Raw genomic sequence first — 19,272 nt, forward strand, 5'->3', positions numbered from 1 at the left:
CATCATTCCGCCGCGCGCGGGGATGGCGGCCACAGCGGGGTCTTGCCCGGTTCGCCGGGGATCTCGCGCACCAGCCGCGGCACCAGGTAGCCGGGCAGGCGCGCCGCCAGCGCCGCGTGCAGGGCCAGCGCGCGGGCATCGTCCACCTCGAAATGGGCGGCCCCCGCGACCCGGTCCAACTGGTGCAGGTAGTAGGGCAGCACGCCGGCGGCGAAGCCGCGTTCGCACAGGGCCGCCAGCGCCTCCACGTCGTCGTTCACCCCGCGCAGCAGCACGGCCTGGTTGAGCAGGCTGGCCCCGGTCGCGCGCAGGCGCGCCAGCGCGGCATCCACCGCGGGGTCGAACTCGTGGGCGTGGTTGGCGTGCAGCACCACCGTGACCGGCCAGGGCAGGTCGCCCAGCCAGGCCAGCAGGCCGGCATCCACCCGCTCGGGCAGCACCACCGGCAGCCGGGTGTGCAGGCGCAGGCGGCGCACGTGCGGGACCGCGCGCAGCGCATCGGTCAGCTCGGCCAGCTTGTGGTCGGCCAGCGCCAGCGGGTCGCCGCCGGAGAGGATGACCTCGTGGATCGACGGATCGTCCACAATCCGCGCCACCGCCGCGCGCCAGCCGGCCGTCGCGGCGGTGTCCTCGGCGTAGGGATAGTGGCGGCGGAAGCAGTAGCGGCAGTGCACCGCGCAGCTGCCGGTGGCGATCAGCAGGGCGCGGCCGTGGTACTTGTGGATGACGCCGCCGCCGCGGCGCGCGGCGGCATCGCCGACCGCGTCCAGGGCGAAGCCGGGCACCACCCGCTCCTCGTCCAGCACCGGCAGCACCTGGCGCAGCAGCGGGTCGTGCGGGTCGCGCGGGCGCATCCGCGCCACGAAGCCGCGCGGTACGCGCAGCGGGAACTGCGCGGCGGCGGCGTCGGACAGGCCCGCGGCGAGGCGCTCCAAGCCCAGCAGCGCCAGCAGTTCGCGCGGATCGCGCACGGCCTCGCGCCAGGCCTGCTGCCAGCGGCGCGGGGCGGGAGGCTGCATCGCGGTGGGGGCTGCGGGTATCATGGCGCGTCTGAATGCATCCACGCCCCGCCTTGCGCGGGGCGTTCCTGAATCCACCAGTGTACGCCGCCCCTGCGGGTGGCCCCAAGGAGTACCCATGGCCTCCCTCGGCATGAACGACGTCAAAGCCGGCCAGAAGATCCTGGTCAACAACGAGCCCTGCATCATCACCGAGACCGACTACGTCAAGCCGGGCAAGGGCCAGGCCTTCACCCGCGTGCGCTACCGCCAAATCCGCACCGGCCGGGTGCAGGAAATCACCATGAAGTCGACCGACTCGGTGGAGGCCGCGGACGTGGTCGACACCGACATGCAGTACCTGTACAGCGACGGCGAGTACTGGCACTTCATGAACCCGGAGACCTTCGAGCAGATCCAGGCCGACAAGGCCGGCGTCGGCGATGCCGCCAAGTGGATCAAGGGCGAGGAAATGTGCATCGTGACCCTGTTCAACGGGGTGCCGATCCAGGTGACCCCGCCGAACTTCGTGGAGCTGAAGATCGTCGAGACCGATCCGGGCCTGCGCGGCGACACCTCCGGCGGCGGCGGCAAGCCGGCGACCCTGGAGACCGGCGCGGTGGTGCGCGTGCCGCTGTTCGTCGGCCAGGACGAGGTGATCAAGGTCGACACCCGCAGCGGCGAGTACGTCTCGCGCGTGAAGTGATGCCCGCACCCGTCCGCGCCGGGCGCGGGCGGGGGGCGTGATGGCGAGGAACCCAACGACATGACCGAGCCCGCACCGCAGCCTTGCGACCTCCTGATCGAGGCCGGCTGGGTGGTGCCGGTCGAGCCGCACGGCGTGGTTCTGCATGACCACGCCGTCGCCGTCTCCGCGGGGCGCATCCTGGCCGTGCTGCCCACCGCCGAGGCGCGCGCCCGCTACGCCGCGAAGGAAACCGTCTCGCGCCCGGACGCCGCGCTGATCCCGGGGCTGGTCAACGCCCACGTCCACAACCCGATGACCCTGCTGCGCGGGGTGGCCGACGACCTGCCGCTGCAGGTCTGGCTGCAGCAGCACATCTGGCCGATCGAGGGTGCCCTGATCGGGCCGGAGTTCGTGGCCGACGGCATCGCCCTGGCGATCGTGGAGATGCTGCGCGGCGGCACCACCTGCTGCAACGAGAACTACTTCTTCCCGGACGTGCAGGCGGCGACCTACCACCGGCACGGCTTCCGCGCCCGGGTCGGGCTGCCGGTGATCGACTTCCCGACCGCGTGGGCGCGCAGCGAGGACGAGTACTTCGCGCGCGCCGGCGAGGTGCACGACGCCTGGCGCGACGATCCGCTGGTGGCGACCGCGTTCGCCCCGCACGCGCCGTACACCGTCGGCGACGCCGCGTTCGCGCGGATCCGGATGCTGGCCGACCAGCTCGACATCCCGGTCCACTTGCACCTGCACGAGACCGCGCAGGAGGTGGCCGATTCGCTGCGTTTGCACGGGCAGCGGCCGCTGGCGCGGATCGACCGCCTGGGCCTGCTCAACGACCGCCTGGTCGCGGTGCACATGACCCAGCTCACCGAGGCCGAGATCGCCCTGTGCGCGCAGCGCGGGGTGAGCGTGGCGCACTGCCCGGAATCCAACCTCAAGCTGGCCTCCGGCTTCTGCCCGGCGGCGGCGCTGCAGCGGGCGGGGGTCAACCTCGCGATCGGCACCGACGGCTGCGCCAGCAACAACGACCTGGACATGTTCGGCGAGCTGCGCACCGCGGCGCTGCTGGCCAAGGCGGTGGCGCAGGACGCGGCGGCGCTGGACGCCCACGCCGCGCTGCGCGCGGCGACCCTCGGCGGCGCGCGCGCGCTCGGGTTCGAGCAGCAGATCGGCTCGATCGAAGCGGGCAAGCAGGCCGACCTGGTCTGCGTGGACCTGTCGCCGCCGGAGACCCAGCCGTTGCACCACGTGGTCTCGCAGCTGGTGTACGCCGCCGGGCGCCAGCAGGTCAGCGACGTGTGGATCGCCGGCCGGCGCAAGCTGGCGGACGGGCGCCTGACCGACATCGACCAGGAGGCGGTGCTCGCGCGCGCGCGGCAGTGGCGCGCGCGCATCGCCGCGGTGCGCCCGGCATGAGTACGCCGGCGACCGCCAACGTGCGCCAGGCGGAACTGGCCAAGTTCGAGGCGCTGGCGCAGCGCTGGTGGGATCCGGACGGCCCGCAGAAGCCGCTGCACGCGCTCAACCCGGCGCGGCTCGGGTATGTCGCCGCGCGGGTGCCGCTGGCCGGCGCGCGCGTGCTCGACGTCGGCTGCGGCGGCGGCCTGCTCAGCGAGGCGCTGGCGCGCGCCGGCGCCGCCGTCACCGCGATCGACCTCGCCCCGGGCCTGCTCAAGGTCGCGCGCCTGCACGGGCTGGAATCCGGAGTGCAGGTCGAGTACCGGCAGGTCGCGGTGGAGGCGCTGGCGGAGGAACTGCCGGAGGCGTTCGACGCGGTGACCTGCATGGAGATGCTCGAGCACGTGCCCGACCCGGGCGCGGTGGTGCAGGCCTGCGCGACCCTGCTCAAGCCCGGCGGGCGCCTGCTGCTGTCCACCCTCAACCGCACCCCGGCCGCGTTCGCGCTGGCCATCGTCGGCGCCGAGTACGTCGCCCGCCTGCTGCCGCGCGGCACCCACCAGTACCGCGACTTCATCCGCCCGTCGGAGCTGGCGCACTGGCTGCGCGCGGCCGGGCTGGAGCTGGAGGACGTCAGCGGCCTGCGCTACGACCCGCTGCGCAACCGCGCCTGGGTCGGCGGCCGCCCGGACGTGAACTACCTGGCCTGCGCGCGCAAGCCGGAATGAGCGCCGCGCCGTTCCCGCGGGCGGTGTTGTTCGACCTCGACGGCACCTTGGTCGACAGCGCGCCCGACATGCTGGCCACGGTCAACCGCATGCGTGCGGCGCGCGGGCAGGGCCCGATGGCGCTGGCGACGCTGCGCCCGCACGTCTCGCGCGGCGCGCGCGCGATGAGCGCGGTGGCCTTCCCCGAGCTCGGCGGCGAGGTGCCGGCGGCGCTGGTGCAGGAGTTCCTCGCCACCTATGCGCAGGAGTTGGGCCGGCACGGCGGCCCGTTCCCCGGCGTGCCCGGGCTGCTGCAGGCGATCGAGGCCACCGGCCGCCGCTGGGGCATCGTCACCAACAAGCCCGAAGCGCTGGCACGGCAGGTGCTCTCGGGCCTCGGCTGGGACGGCCGCTGCGCGGTGCTGGTCGGCGGCGACACCCTGGCCGAGCGCAAGCCGCACCCGCTGCCCTTGCGGCACGCCGCGCAGGCGCTCGGGCTGGCGGCGGCTGATTGCGTGTACGTCGGCGACGATGCGCGCGACATCGCCGCCGCGCGCGCGGCGGGGATGCCCGCGCTGGTCGCGCTGTGGGGCTACCGCCTGCCCGACGAGGTGCCGGCGCAATGGGGCGCGGACGCGCTGTGCGCCGCCCCGGCCGCGGTGCAGGCCTGGCTCGGGCGCTGAGCCGTGCAGGAGCGCCTCGGCCCGCTGCAGGAGACGCTGCGCGACTGGCGCGCGCAGTGGCCGGAATGGCAGGTCGCGGAGGCGTTCGTGCCGGCGTCGCAGCGCCTGCGTGCGGCGGCCTGGCTGGCGCTGCGCATGCAGCTGGCGCAGGCCGCGTGGGGCGGCGGCGATCCACGCCCGGGCACGGCCAAGCTCGGCTGGTGGGCGGAAGAACTGCAGGGCTGGGCGCAGGGGCGCCGGCGCCATCCGCTCGGGCAGGCGCTGCAGCCGGCCGCGGCGCCGTGGGCCGCGCTCGCACAGGCACTGCCGGTGCTGGCCGCGGCGCGTGCGTCGGCGGACAGCGGCGAGGACGCGCGCCTGCTCGCCGGCTGCGCGGCCGCGCAGGCCGCTGTGGCCGCCGCCCTGTTCGGGGTGGATGCGGCGGCATCGGACGCGGCCGCCGGCAGGCTGCTGGCCGGCGAGCGTCGCCTGCTGCAGCCGGCGGAGCATGGATCGCTGGCACTGCCGGACTTGCCGGGGCCGCTGGCCGCCACCCGCCCGGAACGGATCCACGCTGCGTTGGTGCAGGCGCGCCTGCGGCGCCGCGCGCTCGGGCATGCCGGGCCCGTGCCGCTGCCGGCGGCGCTGCTGCGGGCGTGGCGCGCGGCGCGCGGCTGAGGCCCCGCGCACCGCAGCGTTGCGGGGATGCGCACCCCGCTGCGGCTAGAATGCGCGCATGGACACCAAGATGCCTGCGCCCGTCCTGCCCGACGTGGCCGACGATGCCGCCGCCGAGGCGCGGCCGCTGGACTGGGTCGGGATGGACGGCCTGGACCTGCCGCTGCGCCTGCAGGACGGCGAGCCGCCGCTGCTGGTCCCGGCGCGGGTCGACGTGGCGGTCAACCTCGGCCGCGCCGGTACCCGTGGCATCCACATGTCGCGCCTGTACCTGCTGTTGCAGCAGCAGCTGGCGGGCGAGCCGCTGTCGGCGCCGGCGCTGCGGCGGCTGCTGGAGGCCTGCATCGCCTCGCAGCAGGGGCTGGCCGACCGCGCCCGCCTGCGCATCCGCTACGAGCACCTGCTGCAGCGGCCGGCGCTGGTGAGCGGCAACCTTGGCTGGAAGCGCTATCCGGTCGAGGTCGAGGCGCAGCTGCGCGAGGGGCGCCTGCAGCTCGCGCTCGGCTTCGCGTTCGAATACTCCAGCACCTGCCCGGCCTCGGCCGCGCTGTCGCGCCAGGCCAATGCCGCGCGCTTCGGCGCCGACTTCGCCGGGGTGCGCCCGCTGTCGAACGAGGCGGTGCAGGCGTGGCTCGCCTCCGAGCGCGGGCTGGCGGCCACCCCGCATGCGCAGCGCAGCCGCGCGCAGGTGCGGGTCGAACTGCGGCCCAGCTTCGAGGCGCTGCCGCTGGCGGCGCTGGTCGACGCCGGCGAGGCCGCGCTCGGCACCCCGGTGCAGACCGCGGTCAAGCGCGAGGACGAGCAGGCCTTCGCCCAGGCCAACGCCGCCAACCTGATGTTCTGCGAAGACGCCGCACGCCGGATCGCGGCGGTGCTGGCCGCGGATGCGCGGATCGCGGCGTGGCAGGTGCAGGTGGCGCATTTCGAGAGCCTGCATCCGCACGACGCGGTGGCCAGCGTCGCCGGGCGCAACGCCTGAGGGCGGCCGGCGTGGCGGCACGCGGGCCACGCCCGCGCCGGGGCGGCGGCTGCGTCGGTGGCTTCCGCTAGCGCCCGCGTTCGAGCACCAGCAGCGGGTCGATGCGGGTATCGAACCAGTTCATGCCCCAATGCAGGTGCGGGCCGGTCGCGCGCCCGGTGGCCCCGACCGCGCCGATCACCTGGCCCTGGCGGACCGCCTCGCCGACCTGCACGTCGATCCGCGACAGGTGCAGAAAGTTGCTGCTGATGCCGCGGCCATGGTCGAGCAGCAGGGTGCCGCCGGTGAGGTAGAGATCGGGCGCGGCGAAGGTCACCACGCCGCTGGCCGGCGCGCGCACCGGGGTGCCGGCCGGGGCGGCGATGTCCATGCCCGAATGCGGCGATCCCGGGGTGCCGTCGTAGATCCTCTGGTTGCCGAAGCGGCCGCTGATGCGCCCCTGCAGCGGCCACTGGAAGGCCTCCGCGAAGCCGGTCTCGTCGCCGTCGCGGGCGCGCGCGGCGGCCACGCGCGCCTGCTCCTGCGCGATCCGGCGCGCGAGCGCGGGCGGGGGATTCACCGTGGCCGGCGGCGCACCGCGGACGTGCTCGAGCGGCCATGCGCGCGGGGTCACCGCGATCCGGACCGACTGCGCGGGCCCGGTGGGCGGCTGTACCGCCAGTTCCAGCGGACCGGGCTCGTCGCGGCCGACCCCGAACACCACGCTGCCGTAGCGGGTCGGCCGCAGCGCGCGGCCGCGGTAGGTCACCGTGCTGCCGGCCGGCACCTTGCCGATCACCATCGCGCCCTGCGGCACGCTGGCCGGAAACACCACGCCTGCCGCGGTTTCGCGGATGGCAGCGGTGGCGCCGGTTCCCGCCTGCGCCCACACCCGGATCCCCGCCAGCGGCAGCACGGCCAGCAGCGCGAGCGCAATGCGCGCGGCAGCGCAGGGCGGCGATCGCCTCATGGCGGCGGCACCGGATCGTGCCCGCCCGGATGCAGCGGATGGCAGCGCGCGATCCGCCGCGCGGCCAGCCAGCCGCCGCGCAGGGCGCCGTGGCGGGCGATCGCCTCCATCGCGTATTCCGAGCAGGTCGGGACGAACCGGCAGCGCGGTCCGAGCAGCGGGCTGATCCAGCGCTTGTAGCCGCGCAGCAGGGCGATGAGCAGGCGGTCGATCACGCGGCGTGCAGGTCGCAAGGGAAGCGGCGCGGTTGCCGCTGTGCGGTCGGCAGGGTATAACAGCGCGCTTCCCCGGCTCAAGGGAATCCCCAAGGAAGACGCGCACGTGGCAGCGAAGAAACCCGCGAAGAAGGCCGCCAAGACGACTGCCAAGCCCGCCGTGAAGAAGGCGGCGCCGGCCAAGCCAACCGCCAAGGCGGCCAAGAAAGGGCCGGCGAAGCCGGTGTCCGCGAAGAAGGCGGCGCCCGCGAAGAAGGCCGTCGCCAAGCCGGTGGCCGGCAAGGCGGCGGCGAGCAAGGCCGCCAAGGCGCCGGCTGCGGGCAAGAAGCCGGCCGCGGCCAAGCCCGTCGCCAGGCCGGCCGCGCCGAAGGCGGTACCGGCCAGGGCGCCCGCGCCCAAGCCTGTGCCAGCGGCCACGGCCGCGAACAAGCCGGCGCGCAAGCCCGCGCCGGTCGATCCGGCGCCGACCGCGAGCGGGGTGAAGACGGCGCTGGCCGGCAATCCCGCCTCGCCGGTCACCGCCCCGCGCAAGCCAGGCAAGGTCGCGGTTGCGGTGCTCGCCAAGGCGCCGGCGCCGGCGACCCGTGGCAAGTTCAAGGTGGTGCCGTACCAGATCGACGAGGCCACCGGGCGTCCGATCCTGCCGCCCGGCTACAAGCCCTCGCCGGACGAGGAGTACATGAACCCGCTGCAGCTGGAGTACTTCCGCCAGCGCCTGCTGCAGTGGCGCGCCGAGCTGGTCGAGGAATCCAAGCAGACGATCGAGAATCTCAAGGAGGAGGTGCGCGACGTCGGCGACGAGGCCGAACGCGCCACCCGAGAGACCGAGAACTCGCTCGAGCTGCGCACCCGCGACCGCTACCGCAAGCTGATCGGCAAGATCGATTCCACCCTGAAGCGGCTGGACAACGGTGACTACGGTTACTGCGTGGACACCGGCGAGGAGATCGGTCTGGAGCGGCTGGAGGCGCGCCTGACCGCCGAGCGCACCTTGGATGCGCAGGAGCGCTGGGAGCACCTGCAAAAGCAGATGGGCGACTGACTCCGCCGCCATCGATCTGGCATCACGACGGCGCCGCGAGGCGCCGTCGTCGTTTCCGCCTCATCCGTGCGCAGCCTTCACTGCAATTGCGCCAGGTCGAGCCGGCGCAGGCGCGGGGCGCGCCAGGCAGTGCCGGCCACCACCGCGATCGTGGTGATGCCGCCGACCACCACCGACGGCACCAGCCCGAGCAGGCGCGCCATTGCCCCGGAGTAGAACGCCCCCAGTTCGTTCGAGGAGCTGATGAACAGCCCGTTCACCGCCGAGACGCGCCCGCGCAGGGCGTCCGGCGTGGCCAGTTGCAGGATGGTCGAGCGCACCACCACCGAGACCCCGTCGAACATCCCGGAGACCAGCAGGAACGCCGCCGACAGCCAGAACGACGTGCTCAGGCCGAAGCCGATCATGCACGCGCCGAAGCCGGTCACCGCAGCCAGCAGGATGCGCCCGGCATGGGCCTGCAGCGGGTGCCGCGCCAGCCACAGCGAGACCGCCACCGAGCCGAGGGCCGGCGCGCCGCGCAGGATGCCGAGCGCCTCCGGGCCGGTGTGCAGGACGTCGCGGATGAATGCCGGGGCCAGCGAGATCGCGCCGCCGAACAGCACCGCGAACATGTCCAGCGCCAGCGCGGCGAGCAGGATCTGGTGGCCGAACACGAAGCGCAGGCCCTCGCCGATGCTGGCCAGTACCGGGCTGCGCTGCGCCGGGGGCGGCGCTTCGCCGACCCGCAGCGTCAGCAGCGCGGCGGCCGCGGCCAGGGCGAAGCCAGCGGCGCTGGCATAGGCCGCGGCCTTGCCGACCAGCCCGACCAGCGCGCCGCCGAGCGCGGGGCCGGCGACCAGCCCAGCCTGGAACACCACGCTGCCGAGGCCCGCGCCGCGCGCGAACTGCGCGCGCGCCAGGGTGCGCGCGAACAGCGCGTTGTAGACCGGCCCGAGGAAGGTGCGCGCGATCCCGCCCAGCGCGACTGCGGCATAGATCGGCCACAGCCCCTGCAGCGGCAGCCGGCCGCCGGCCAGCAGCGCCAGCAGCAGCGCGGTCAGCGCCAACCCGGCGCAGGCCGCCGCGCCCAGCCGGCGGCGCGGCAGGTGGTCGACCAAATGCCCGGCGAACGGCGCCACCGCGAAGAACGGGATCACTTCGGCCAGCCCGATCAGGCCGAGCGAGAGCGGATCGCCGGTCAGTTCGTACACGTGCCAGCCGACCGTGACCGCGACGATCTGGTAGGAGAGCAGGGTGCTGATGCGGTACAGCAGCAGCCGGCGGAAACCGGTGCTGGCCAGCGGCGAGGCGGCCGCGCTCATCCCGCGGCCGCGCGCGCACGCTCCCGGATCAGCGCCAGCAGCGCCGCCAGGCCGTTGTTGCGGGTCGGCGAGAGGTGCTTGGCAAGGCCGATGTCGGCGATGTAGTCGGCGGGGGTGGCCAGGATTTCGGCCGCGCTGCGCCCCGAATACACCCGCAGTGCGAGGTAGACCAGGCCGGAGACGATCGCCGAATCGCTGGCGGCGTGGATGTCCAGCCGGGCGGCATCGCCCTCGGTCACCACCCACACCCGCGACTGGCAGCCGTGCAGGCGGTTGGCCTCGGTCTTCCAGGCCTCCGGGAACGGCGGCAGCTTGCGGCCGAGGTCGATCAGGTACTGGTAGCGCTCCGACCAGTCGCCGAAGAACGCGAATTCCTCGCGGATCGCCGCCTGCGCGGCGGCGGCGGTGGGTTCGAGCGGGAAGGGCGAGTCGCTCATGCGCGCTTCCACCTCACGCCCTGCGGGGTGTCCTCCAGCAGGATGCCTTCCTCGGCCAACTGCTGGCGGATCGCATCGGCGCGGGCGAAGTCGCGCGCCCGCTTGGCCGCGGTGCGTTCCTCGATCAGCGCCTGGATGCGGGCGTCGTCGTCGCTGCCCGCGCCGCGCGCGAACCACGCCGCCGGGTCCTGCTGCAGCAGGCCGAGCGCCAGGCCCGCGCCCAGCAGCTGCGCCTTGAGCGCGGTTTTTTCCCCGATCGAGACGGCCTTGCGCGCCTCGCCGGCGAGCCGGGCGAGTTCGGCCAGCGCCGCCGGGGTGTTGAGGTCGTCGCACAGCGCGGCCTCGATGCCGGCCGGGATCACCGGCGCGGCCTCCACGTCCGCCAGGTCGCGCAGGGTGCCGTACAGCCGGTCGAGGGTGCGCACCGACTGCGCGATCAGGCCGTCCGACCATTCCAACGGCTGCCGGTAGTGCGCGGAGAGCAGGGCGTAGCGCAGGGCCTCGGGCGGGTATGCCTGCACCAGCTCGTGCACGCGCTGGACGTTGCCGACCGACTTGGCCATCTTGGCGCCGCCGAAGTTCAGCATGCCGTTGTGCAGCCAGAACCGTGCGAACGGCCGGCCGCCGTGCGCGCATTCGCTCTGTGCGATCTCGTTCTCGTGGTGCGGGAACTGCAGATCCACGCCGCCCGCGTGGATGTCGATGGTCTGCCCGAGGTGGGCCTCGGCCATCGCCGAGCACTCGATGTGCCAGCCCGGGCGGCCGCGGCCCCAGGGCGAGTCCCAACCCGGCAGGTCGTCGCTGGAGGGCTTCCACAGCACGAAGTCGCCCGGATCGCGCTTGTACGGCGCCACCTCGACCCGCGCGCCGGCCAGCATCTCCTCGCGGTCGCGGCGCGACAGCTTGCCGTAGCCGGGGAAGCTGGCCACCGCGAACAGCACGTGGCCCTCGGCCGCGTAGGCGTGGCCGTCGGCGATCAGGCGCTCAATCATCGCGATCATCTGCGGCATGTGCGCGGTCGCCGCCGGCTCCATGTCCGGTGCGAACGCGCCGGTGACGCCCAGCGCCGCCATGTCCTGGCGGTAGGCGGCGGTGTACTTGTCGGTGATCGCCGCGATCGGCACGCCCAGTTCCTGCGCCGCCGCGTTGATCTTGTCGTCCACGTCGGTGATGTTGCGGGCGTAGCGCAGCCGGCCGAAACGCCGGCGCAGCAAGGCCGCCAGCACCCCGAACACCACCGGCCCGCGCGCATTGCCGATGTGCACGTAGTGGTAGACCGTCGGCCCGCACAGGTACATGGTCGGGCCGCTGGGATCCTGCGGCACGAAGGGTTCGACGCGGCGGGTCAGGCTGTTGTAGAGGGTCAGGCTCATCGGCGCGGCCGGCAGAGGGTTCTCCATTCTAGCCAGCGCCGGCGGTGACAGCCGGGGTTCAGTCGAATCTGCGGGGGCGTCGATAGACTGCGTGCGTGCGCCCGTTCCTGCCGCTACCCCTCGCCTGCCTGTGCTGCCTGCTCGTGCCCGCGCTCCCGGTGCGCGCGCAGGAGCCTGGGCCGGAGGTAACCATCCCGCAGGAATACGTCCGCTACGACTATGCGCAGGTGCTGTCGGTCGAGCCGGTCTACCAGGTGCTGCGCACCAGCCGCATGGAGCGGGTCTGCGACGTGGTCGACATGCCTCCCGGCGTGGCCGCGGCGCCCACCCAGGAGAACCCGCTCGAGCGCATGGTCAGCTCGCTGCGCCAACGCCTGTCGGGCGGCACCACCCGCGAGGAACGCGAAGCCGGCCTGAGCAACTGCCGGATGGCGCCGGTGGTGCGCGAAGTGCGCCGCGCCATCGCCTACGACGTCGACTACGTCTACCGCGGCAGCAAGTTCCGCACGCGCATGGACCGCGATCCCGGCAACCGGGTGCGGGTGCGGGTCTCGGTCACCCCGGTGCCCTGACCGCAGTTGCCGGTTGCGCCGGCTGCGCCGGCATGCGAGCATCCGTGGCCATGTCCCTGCACCTGCACGCCCGTCACGCCTGCGCCGCCCGGATGGCCTCCGGGATGACCTCGCGCGCGCGCCGACCGCACCGCCGATCCCAGGCTGGGTAGCCGGTCCGCGCCCGCGCGTGCATACCGTCCAGAACCCAGCCCCGTGCTGGGTTCTTGCGTTTTTCCGTTCCTGCATCCGTTGCCGATGTGACCAACCGAGCGCCGCCGATGAAGCATTTCCTCAATACCCAGGACTGGAGCCGCACCGACCTCGACGCCCTGTTGGCGCAGGCCGCCGCGTTCAAGCGCGAGAAGTGGGGCGATGCGATGAAGGGGCGCGCGATCGCGCTGGTGTTCTTCAACCCGTCGATGCGCACCCGCACCAGCTTCGAGCTGGGGGCGTTCCAACTCGGCGGCCACGCGGTGGTGCTGCAGCCGGGCAAGGACGCCTGGCCGATCGAGTTCGACTTCGGCACGGTGATGGACGGCGAGGCCGAGGAGCACATCGCGGAAGTGGCACGGGTGCTGGCGCGCTACGTGGACCTGATCGGCGTGCGCGCGTTCCCGAAGTTCCAGGACTGGACGCAGGACCGCGAGGACAAGGTGCTGCGCGCCTTCGCCAAGTACTCCACGGTGCCGGTGATCAACATGGAGACGATCACCCACCCCTGCCAGGAGCTGGCGCACGTACTGGCGCTGCAGGAGCACTTCGGCACCACCGACCTGCGCGGCAAGAAGTACGTGCTGACCTGGACCTACCATCCCAAGCCGCTGAACACCGCGGTGGCCAATTCCGCGCTGACCATCGCCACCCGCTTCGGGCTGGACGTGACCCTGCTGTGCCCGACCCCGGAGTACGTGCTGGACGAGCGCTACCTGGGCTGGGCGCAGGCGAACGTGGCCGAGTCCGGCGGCAGCTTCACCATCAGCCACGACATCGCATCGGCCTACCGCGGCGCCGACGTGGTGTACGCCAAGAGCTGGGGTGCGCTGCCGTACTTCGGCAACTGGGCCGCCGAGAAGCCGATCCGCGACCAGTACAAGCACTTCATCGTGGACGAGGCCAAGATGGCGCTCACCAACGATGGCGTGTTCAGCCACTGCCTGCCGCTGCGCCGCAACGTGAAGGCCACCGACGCGGTGATGGACTCCCCGCGCTGCATCGCCATCGACGAAGCCGAGAACCGCTTGCACGTGCAGAAGGCGATCATGGCGGCGCTGCTGCGCTGAGCCGCCCCGCGTCTCCCCATTCTTCACTTTCCCGCTTCCCCGCCCGGATCCCCCATGACGACCCCCAACGACTCCCGCGACATCGTGCTCGCCTTCTCCGGCGGCCTCGACACCAGCTTCTGCGTGCCCTACCTGCAGGAGCAGGGCTGGACCGTGCACACCGTGTTCGCCGACACCGGCGGCGTGGATGCGGAGGAGCGCGCCTACATCGAGGCGCGCGCCGCCGAACTGGGCGTGGCCAGCCACGTCACCGTGGACGGCGGGCCGGCGCTGTGGGCCGGCTTCGTCAAGCCGTTCGTGTGGGCGGGCGAGGGCTACCAGGGCCAGTACCCGCTGCTGGTGTCCGACCGCTACCTGATCGTGGACGCGACCCTGGCGCGCGCGCGCGCGCTCGGCACCAATGCGGTCGCGCACGGCTGCACCGGGATGGGCAACGACCAGGTGCGCTTCGACCTGGCGATCAAGGCCAGCGGCGACTGGCGCATCGTCGCGCCGATCCGCGAGATCCAGAAGGAGCACACCCAGACCCGCGCCTACGAGCAGGCCTACCTGGAGGCGCGCGGGTTCGCGGTGCGCACCAAGCAGAAGGCCTACACGATCAACGAGAATCTGCTCGGGGTGACCCTGTCCGGCGGCGAGATCGACCGCTGGGAGGCGCCGGGCGAGGGCGCGCGCGGCTGGTGCGCGCGTCGCGAGCATTGGCCGCTCGAGCCCTTGGAGGTCGCCCTGCGCTTCGAACAGGGCGAAGCGGTGGCGCTCGACGGCAACCCGCTGCCGGGCGAGAAGCTCCTGGCCAAGCTCAACACCATGTTCGCCCAGTACGGGGTCGGGCGCGGGATATACACCGGCGACACCACGATCGGGCTGAAGGGCCGGATCGTGTACGAGGCGCCCGGCCTGGCCGCGCTGCTGGCCGCGCACCGCGCGCTGGAGGAAGCGGTGCTGACCAAGCAGCAGAACCGCTTCAAGCCGGAGGTGGCGCGCAAGTGGGTGGAACTGGTGTACGAGGGCTTCTACCACGACCCGCTCAAGACCGACCTGGAGGCCTTCCTCGCCAGCAGCCAGCGCATGGTCAGCGGCGAGGTGGTGCTGCGCACCCCGGGCGGGCGGGTGGATGCGGTGGCGGTGCGTTCGCCGCACCTGCTGCATGCCAAGGGCGCGACCTACGCGCAGTCGGCCGACTGGGGCGTGGCCGAGGCCGAGGGCTTCATCCAGCTGTTCGGCATGAGCAGCACCCTGTGGGCCGAGGTCAATGGCGGGCAGAGCGGCGGGCAGGGCCGCGGGCCGCACGGTGGCTGACATGCTCGACGCGGTCCTGCGCCACCTCGACGCCCTCGTTGCGTTCGACACCCGCAATCCGCCGCGGCGGATCGGCACCGGCGGGATCTTCGACTACCTGCGTGCGCAGCTGCCGGGTTTCCGGATCGAGGTGACCGACCACGGCGCCGGCGCGGTGTCGCTGCTGGCCGTGCGCGGCGCGCCGACGCGGGTGTTCAACGTGCACCTGGACACGGTGCCGGCTTCGGACGCCTGGAGCGCCGATCCGCTGCGCCTGCGGGTGGTGGGCGAGCGCGCCATCGGGCTGGGCGCCTGCGACATCAAGGGCGCGGCGGCCGGCCTGCTGGCCGCGGCGAACGCCACCCACGGCGATGCCGCATTCCTGTTCTCCAGCGACGAGGAGGCCAACGACGCGCGCTGCATCGCCGCCTTCCTCGCCCGTGACCACGGCTTCCGCGAGGCGATCATCGCCGAGCCGACCCGCTGCGAGGCGGTGCTGGCCCACCGCGGCATCAGCTCGGTGCTGCTGAAGTTCGAGGGCGAGGCCGGGCACGCCTCCGGTGCCCACGCGCTGCAGGCCAACGCGCTGCACCAGGCCATGCGCTGGGGCTGCGCGGCGCTGGCGCTGGTGGAGTCCGAGTCCGGCGCGCGCTTCGGTGGGCTGACCGGCCTGCGCTTCAACATCGGCAAGGTCGAGGGCGGGATCAAGGCCAACGTGATCGCGCCGAGCGCGGAGGTGCGCTCCGGGTTCCGCCCGCTGCCGTCGCACGCCATCGAGGCCCTGCATGCGCGGCTGCGCGAGGGAACGCCGGGCGGCGTTCCGGTGCACTACGAGGAGACCTTCCGCGGCCCGCCGCTGCCGGCCGGCGATCCGGCCGCGGCCGAATCGCGCCGGCTGGCCGCGCGCGACCTCGCCGAGCGTCTGGGCCTGGATATCGGCCCGGCGGTCGATTTCTGGACCGAGGCCTCGCTGTTCTCGCAGGCCGGCCTGACCGCGTTCGTGTACGGCCCGGGCGACATCGCCCAGGCGCATACCGCTGACGAATGGGTGGCGCTCGAGCAACTGCAGCGCTACGCCGCCTCCATTACCCGTCTGCTTGGGACCTGAACCACCGTGACCCCGACCCTCCGCCCGCATGCCGTGCATGCGCCGCAGACCCGTCAGACCATCGTCCGCCTGCTCTCCAGCATGGGCAGCGCGAAGGAGATCAGCCAGTACCTCAAGCGCTTCTCGCAGCTCGACGCGGCGCGCTTCGCGGTGGTCAAGGTTGGCGGCGCGGTGCTGCGCGACGACCTCGACGCGCTGGTGTCCTCGCTCGCCTTCCTGCAGGACGTGGGCCTGACCCCGATCGTCATCCACGGCGCCGGCCCGCAGCTGGACGAGGAGCTGTCCGCCGCCGGCATCGAAAAGCAGACCCTCGACGGCCTGCGCGTCACCTCGCCGGAGGCGCTGGCCATCGTGCGCCGGGTGTTCCATGCGCAGAACCTGAAGCTGGTGGAGGCGCTGCAGGCCAGCGACGCGCGCGCCACCAGCATCGTTTCGGGCGTGTTCGAGGCCGACTACCTGGATCGGGAACGCTACGGCCTGGTGGGCGAGGTCAAGCGGGTGGACCTGGCGCCGATCCAGGCCAGCCTGCAGGCCGGCTCGATCCCGGTGATCGCGTCCCTCGGCGAGACCGCCGGCGGGCAGATCCTCAACATCAATGCCGACTTCGCCGCCAATGCGCTGGTGCGGCAGCTGCAGCCGTACAAGATCGTGTTCCTGACCGGCACCGGCGGGCTGCTGGACGCCGACGGCAGGGTCATCGATTCGATCAACCTGTCCACCGAGTACGACCACCTGATGCAGCAGCCCTGGCTCGAGGGCGGCATGCGGGTGAAGATCGCGCAGATCAAGGACCTGCTGGACGGCCTGCCGCAGGCCTCGTCGGTGTCGATCACGCGCCCGGCCGAGCTGGCCAAGGAGCTGTTCACCCACAAGGGCTCGGGCACGCTGGTGCGGCGCGGCGAGCGCGTGCTGCAGGGCGAGGCGTGGAGCGACTTCGACCTGCCGCGCCTGCGCGGGTTGATCGAGTCGGCCTTCGGGCGCCGGCTGGTGCCGGACTATTTCCAGACCACCCGCCTGCACCGGGCCTATGTCAGCGAGCACTACCGCGCGGCGGTGATCCTGACCCGCGAGGACGCCGGCCTGTACCTCGACAAGTTCGCGGTGCTGGACGAGGCGCAGGGCGAAGGCCTCGGCCGCGCGGTCTGGCTGGTGATGCGCGAGCAGACCCCGGCGCTGTTCTGGCGTTCGCGTCACGGCAACCCGGTGAATGCGTTCTACGATGCCGAATCCGACGGCTGCATCAAGCAGGCCCGGTGGAAGGTGTACTGGTACGGCGAGGCCGGCTTCGACCGCATCGCGCGCTACGTGGCGCTGTGCGCGCAGCGGCCGCCGACGCTGGAAGAGCCGGGCGGGGAGGCAGGCGCATGAAGACCTTGCGGATCGGGATCGTGGGCGCGCGCGGCTACGTGGGCGCGGAACTGATCGGCCTGCTGGCCGGGCACCCGGCCTTCGAGCTGGCCTATGTCACCTCGCGCGAGCTGGACGGGCGGGCCCTGGCCGACCACGTGCCCGGCTACCGCGGCGGGCTGCACTACACCTCGCCGGCCTACGAATCGCTGCCCGAGCTGGGCGCGGACGCGGTGGTGCTGGCGCTGCCCAACGGCAAGGCCGGCCCCATCGTGCAGCAGTTCGACGATGCCGGGGCGGATGCGGTGCTGCTGGACCTGTCGGCGGACTACCGCTTCGATCCCGGCTGGTACTACGGGCTGCCGGAACTGACCCGCACCCGCTACGCCGGCCAGCGCCGGATCAGCAACCCCGGCTGCTACGCCACCGCGATGCAGCTGGCGATCGCGCCGATGCTGGGCGTGCTGGACGGGCCGGTGCAGTGCTTCGGGGTGTCCGGCTATTCCGGCGCCGGCACCACCCCGTCCGAGCGCAACGATCCGGCGCTGCTGCGCGACAACCTGATGCCGTACGCGCTCACCGGGCACGTGCACGAGCGCGAGGTCGCGCATGCGCTGGGGCATCCGGTGGAATTCATGCCGCACGTGGCGCCGCATTTCCGCGGCCTCACCGTGACCTGCAACCTGCACCTGGCGATCGCCTTCGAGCGCGACGAGGTGCTCTCGCGCTACCGCGGCCGCTATGCCGGCGAGCGCCTGGTGCGGGTGCAGGAGCCGGCGCCCTGGGTGAGCCGGATCGCCGGCGCCCAGCACGTCGCGCTGGGCGGGTTCGCGCTGTCCGCCGACGGCCGCCGGCTGGTGGTGGTGGCGACCGCGGACAACCTGCTCAAAGGCGCGGCGACGCAGGCGCTGCAGAACCTCAACCTGGCGTTCGGCTTCGAAGAACTGACGGGCATTCCCCTGGCCCCGGAGGCGGCATGAGCGACCTGCTTTGGCAAAAACCCGGCGTGCAGGTGGATGCCGGCCTCCAGGCCTTCCTGGCCGGCGACGACGTGCTGCTGGACCGCGAGTTCTTCCTGCACGACATCGCCGCCAGCGCCGCGCATGCCGAGGGCCTGCAGCGCATCGGCATCCTCACCGTGGACGAAGTGGGCAGCCTCAAGCGCGAGCTGGCCACGCTGGCCGAGGACTTCCGCAGCGGCGCGTTCGTGCTGGACGCGCGCTACGAGGACGGCCACTCCGCGATCGAGGCGCGCCTGACCGAGCGCCTGGGCGATGCCGGCCGCAAGATCCACACCGGACGCAGCCGCAACGACCAGGTGCTGGTCGCCACCCGGCTGTGGCTGAAGGAACAGCTGGCGCGGTTGATGGCGCAGGCACGCACGATCGCGAAGGTCGCGCTGGAGCGCGCCGCGGCCGAACACGACCTGCCGATGCCGGGCTATACCCATCTGCAGCGCGCGGTGGTGTCTTCCGCCGGGATGTGGTGGGCGGGCTGGGCCGAGGCCTTCATCGACGATGCGGTGCGCGCGCGCGACACCCTGGCGCTGGTGGACTGCAACCCGCTCGGCACCGCCGCCGGCTATGGCGTCAACCTGCGGCTCGACCGCGCGCACACCACGCAGGCGCTGGGCTTCGCGCGCATGCAGGTGTCCCCGGTGTATGCGCAGCTCTCGCGCGGCAAGTTCGAGCTGGCCGCGCTGGAGGCGCTGGGCAGCGCCACCCTCGACCTGCGCCGGATCGCCTGGGACCTGTCGCTGTTCACCAGCGCCGAGTTCGGGTTCGTGGCGCTGCCGGCGCAGTACACCACCGGCAGTTCGATCATGCCGAACAAGCGCAACCCCGACGTGATCGAGCTGCTGCGCGCCGCCCATGCCAGCGTGGCGGCGGCGCGCACCGAGATCGAGCAGCTGCTGTCGCTGCCGTCGGGCTATCACCGCGACCTGCAGGCGTCCAAGGGCGCGATCGTGCACGGCTTCGGCCGCGGGCTGGCGGCGCTGGCCCTGCTGCCGGACCTGCTGGCCAAGCTCGCGTGGCGGCCGGAGCGGATGCGCGCGGCGATCGATGCCGGCATGTACGCCACCGACGTGGCGGTGGAGGCGGCGATCGCCGGGGTGCCGTTCCGCGAGGCCTACCAGGCCGCGGCCGCGGATGCCGAGGCGGCCGGGCAGGGCAGGACGCCCGAAGGGTCGCTGGCCGCGCGCACCTCGCCCGGCGCGGCCGCGGACCTGCGCCTTGCGGAGCTGCGTGCGCGCTGGGAGGCGCTCGCCTGA

General features: G+C 73.1%; 20 protein-coding genes. 14 read left to right on the top strand and 6 right to left on the bottom strand.

The genetic code is table 11. The features are described from left to right. Positions 1 to 2: 2 nt before the first annotated feature. Complete coding sequence (gene epmB, locus ML340_RS06375) at positions 3 to 1,043, bottom strand: EF-P beta-lysylation protein EpmB (protein WP_240097852.1); 1,041 nt, start codon at positions 1,041 to 1,043, stop codon at positions 3 to 5. A 94-nt stretch (positions 1,044 to 1,137) separates the two neighbouring features. Here epmB and efp point away from each other — a divergent pair, with 94 nt between their 5' ends. From efp to folE2, 6 genes are read left to right on the top strand one after another with little or no spacing between them, the layout of a single operon-like run. Further along, positions 1,138 to 1,704: an elongation factor P gene (gene efp / locus ML340_RS06380; RefSeq protein WP_240097854.1), complete on the top strand. Its 567-nt coding sequence runs from the start codon at positions 1,138 to 1,140 to the stop codon at positions 1,702 to 1,704. 60 nt (positions 1,705 to 1,764) lie between these two features. Beyond that, positions 1,765 to 3,105, top strand: coding sequence for a TRZ/ATZ family hydrolase (locus tag ML340_RS06385; RefSeq protein ID WP_240097856.1), 1,341 nt, complete (start codon positions 1,765 to 1,767; stop codon positions 3,103 to 3,105). After that, positions 3,102 to 3,815: a bifunctional 2-polyprenyl-6-hydroxyphenol methylase/3-demethylubiquinol 3-O-methyltransferase UbiG gene (ubiG, locus tag ML340_RS06390; RefSeq protein WP_240097858.1), complete on the top strand. Its 714-nt coding sequence runs from the start codon at positions 3,102 to 3,104 to the stop codon at positions 3,813 to 3,815. The genes ML340_RS06385 and ubiG overlap by 4 nt, the downstream gene beginning before the upstream one ends. Continuing rightward, a complete protein-coding gene (gene gph / locus ML340_RS06395) occupies positions 3,794 to 4,477 on the top strand; it encodes a phosphoglycolate phosphatase (RefSeq protein ID WP_425608292.1) in 684 nt (227 codons plus the stop codon). The genes ubiG and gph overlap by 22 nt, the downstream gene beginning before the upstream one ends. A 3-nt stretch (positions 4,478 to 4,480) precedes the next feature. Beyond that, positions 4,481 to 5,134 (top strand): phytoene/squalene synthase family protein, encoded by a 654-nt coding sequence (locus ML340_RS06400; RefSeq protein ID WP_240097863.1) that lies wholly within the window; start codon positions 4,481 to 4,483, stop codon positions 5,132 to 5,134. Positions 5,135 to 5,192: 58 nt separating this feature from the next. Beyond that, a complete protein-coding gene (gene folE2, locus ML340_RS06405) occupies positions 5,193 to 6,113 on the top strand; it encodes a GTP cyclohydrolase FolE2 (protein WP_240097865.1) in 921 nt (306 codons plus the stop codon). A gap of 67 nt (positions 6,114 to 6,180) precedes the next feature. On the opposite strand, the gene ML340_RS06410 is transcribed toward folE2, so the two are convergent. Then, complete coding sequence (locus ML340_RS06410; protein ID WP_240097867.1) at positions 6,181 to 7,062, bottom strand: M23 family metallopeptidase; 882 nt, start codon at positions 7,060 to 7,062, stop codon at positions 6,181 to 6,183. Beyond that, positions 7,059 to 7,277, bottom strand: coding sequence for a membrane protein insertion efficiency factor YidD (yidD, locus tag ML340_RS06415; protein WP_240097869.1), 219 nt, complete (start codon positions 7,275 to 7,277; stop codon positions 7,059 to 7,061). Before yidD ends, ML340_RS06410 begins: the two co-directional genes overlap by 4 nt. A 106-nt stretch (positions 7,278 to 7,383) precedes the next feature. Between yidD and dksA the strand changes: the two genes are divergently transcribed. Continuing rightward, positions 7,384 to 8,319 (top strand): RNA polymerase-binding protein DksA, encoded by a 936-nt coding sequence (gene dksA / locus ML340_RS06420; RefSeq protein ID WP_240097871.1) that lies wholly within the window; start codon positions 7,384 to 7,386, stop codon positions 8,317 to 8,319. 77 nt (positions 8,320 to 8,396) lie between these two features. On the opposite strand, the gene ML340_RS06425 is transcribed toward dksA, so the two are convergent. Genes ML340_RS06425 through cysS form a run of 3 tightly spaced genes read right to left on the bottom strand, consistent with a single transcriptional unit; the run spans position 8,397 to position 11,433 of the window. Beyond that, positions 8,397 to 9,623, bottom strand: a complete 1,227-nt coding sequence (locus ML340_RS06425; RefSeq protein WP_240097873.1) for an MFS transporter — start codon at positions 9,621 to 9,623, stop codon at positions 8,397 to 8,399. Next, entirely contained in the window at positions 9,620 to 10,060 is a 441-nt protein-coding gene (locus ML340_RS06430; RefSeq protein ID WP_240097875.1) for a SufE family protein, read from the bottom strand. Before ML340_RS06430 ends, ML340_RS06425 begins: the two co-directional genes overlap by 4 nt. After that, positions 10,057 to 11,433, bottom strand: coding sequence for a cysteine--tRNA ligase (gene cysS / locus ML340_RS06435; protein WP_240097877.1), 1,377 nt, complete (start codon positions 11,431 to 11,433; stop codon positions 10,057 to 10,059). The genes ML340_RS06430 and cysS overlap by 4 nt, the downstream gene beginning before the upstream one ends. Before the next feature lie 95 nt (positions 11,434 to 11,528). On the opposite strand from cysS, the gene ML340_RS06440 reads away from it, so the two are divergent. The 7 genes from ML340_RS06440 (at position 11,529) to argH (ending at position 19,272) form a co-directional block, all read left to right on the top strand. Then, positions 11,529 to 12,005 (top strand): hypothetical protein, encoded by a 477-nt coding sequence (locus tag ML340_RS06440; protein WP_240097879.1) that lies wholly within the window; start codon positions 11,529 to 11,531, stop codon positions 12,003 to 12,005. A 260-nt stretch (positions 12,006 to 12,265) separates the two neighbouring features. Next, positions 12,266 to 13,267, top strand: coding sequence for an N-acetylornithine carbamoyltransferase (locus ML340_RS06445; protein ID WP_240097881.1), 1,002 nt, complete (start codon positions 12,266 to 12,268; stop codon positions 13,265 to 13,267). A 54-nt stretch (positions 13,268 to 13,321) separates the two neighbouring features. Beyond that, positions 13,322 to 14,566 carry an argininosuccinate synthase gene (locus tag ML340_RS06450; protein ID WP_240097883.1) on the top strand — a complete coding sequence of 415 codons (1,245 nt, stop codon included), beginning with the start codon at positions 13,322 to 13,324 and terminating at the stop codon, positions 14,564 to 14,566. After that, the gene (locus ML340_RS06455; protein ID WP_240097885.1) at positions 14,559 to 15,653 is read left to right on the top strand and encodes an acetylornithine deacetylase; all 1,095 of its coding nucleotides are present in this window, start codon (positions 14,559 to 14,561) and stop codon (positions 15,651 to 15,653) included. The genes ML340_RS06450 and ML340_RS06455 overlap by 8 nt, the downstream gene beginning before the upstream one ends. An 81-nt stretch (positions 15,654 to 15,734) precedes the next feature. Then, positions 15,735 to 17,021: an acetylglutamate kinase gene (locus ML340_RS06460; protein ID WP_425608293.1), complete on the top strand. Its 1,287-nt coding sequence runs from the start codon at positions 15,735 to 15,737 to the stop codon at positions 17,019 to 17,021. After that, positions 17,018 to 17,980 carry an N-acetyl-gamma-glutamyl-phosphate reductase gene (gene argC / locus ML340_RS06465; protein WP_240097889.1) on the top strand — a complete coding sequence of 321 codons (963 nt, stop codon included), beginning with the start codon at positions 17,018 to 17,020 and terminating at the stop codon, positions 17,978 to 17,980. Before ML340_RS06460 ends, argC begins: the two co-directional genes overlap by 4 nt. Next, on the top strand, positions 17,977 to 19,272 hold the full coding sequence (argH, locus tag ML340_RS06470) for an argininosuccinate lyase (RefSeq protein WP_240097891.1): 1,296 nt from the start codon (positions 17,977 to 17,979) through the stop codon (positions 19,270 to 19,272). The genes argC and argH overlap by 4 nt, the downstream gene beginning before the upstream one ends.

It is taken from the genome of Thermomonas flagellata (assembly GCF_022419185.1).
Lineage (GTDB): Bacteria > Pseudomonadota > Gammaproteobacteria > Xanthomonadales > Xanthomonadaceae > Thermomonas > Thermomonas flagellata.

Excerpts from the sequence above, each read along its gene's own strand:
- ML340_RS06410 (WP_240097867.1), bottom strand. The coding sequence starts at position 7,062 with ATGAGGCGATCGCCGCCCTGCGCTGCCGCGCGCATTGCGCTCGCGCTG.
- argH (WP_240097891.1), top strand. The coding sequence starts at position 17,977 with ATGAGCGACCTGCTTTGGCAAAAACCCGGCGTGCAGGTGGATGCCGGC.
- ML340_RS06425 (WP_240097873.1), bottom strand. The coding sequence starts at position 9,623 with ATGAGCGCGGCCGCCTCGCCGCTGGCCAGCACCGGTTTCCGCCGGCTG.
- ML340_RS06445 (WP_240097881.1), top strand. The coding sequence starts at position 12,266 with ATGAAGCATTTCCTCAATACCCAGGACTGGAGCCGCACCGACCTCGAC.
- cysS (WP_240097877.1), bottom strand. The coding sequence starts at position 11,433 with ATGAGCCTGACCCTCTACAACAGCCTGACCCGCCGCGTCGAACCCTTC.
- folE2 (WP_240097865.1), top strand. The coding sequence starts at position 5,193 with ATGGACACCAAGATGCCTGCGCCCGTCCTGCCCGACGTGGCCGACGAT.
- ML340_RS06450 (WP_240097883.1), top strand. The coding sequence starts at position 13,322 with ATGACGACCCCCAACGACTCCCGCGACATCGTGCTCGCCTTCTCCGGC.
- epmB (WP_240097852.1), bottom strand. The coding sequence starts at position 1,043 with ATGATACCCGCAGCCCCCACCGCGATGCAGCCTCCCGCCCCGCGCCGC.
- ML340_RS06460 (WP_425608293.1), top strand. The coding sequence starts at position 15,735 with ATGGGCAGCGCGAAGGAGATCAGCCAGTACCTCAAGCGCTTCTCGCAG.
- efp (WP_240097854.1), top strand. The coding sequence starts at position 1,138 with ATGGCCTCCCTCGGCATGAACGACGTCAAAGCCGGCCAGAAGATCCTG.
- ML340_RS06430 (WP_240097875.1), bottom strand. The coding sequence starts at position 10,060 with ATGAGCGACTCGCCCTTCCCGCTCGAACCCACCGCCGCCGCCGCGCAG.
- ubiG (WP_240097858.1), top strand. The coding sequence starts at position 3,102 with ATGAGTACGCCGGCGACCGCCAACGTGCGCCAGGCGGAACTGGCCAAG.
- ML340_RS06385 (WP_240097856.1), top strand. The coding sequence starts at position 1,765 with ATGACCGAGCCCGCACCGCAGCCTTGCGACCTCCTGATCGAGGCCGGC.
- argC (WP_240097889.1), top strand. The coding sequence starts at position 17,018 with ATGAAGACCTTGCGGATCGGGATCGTGGGCGCGCGCGGCTACGTGGGC.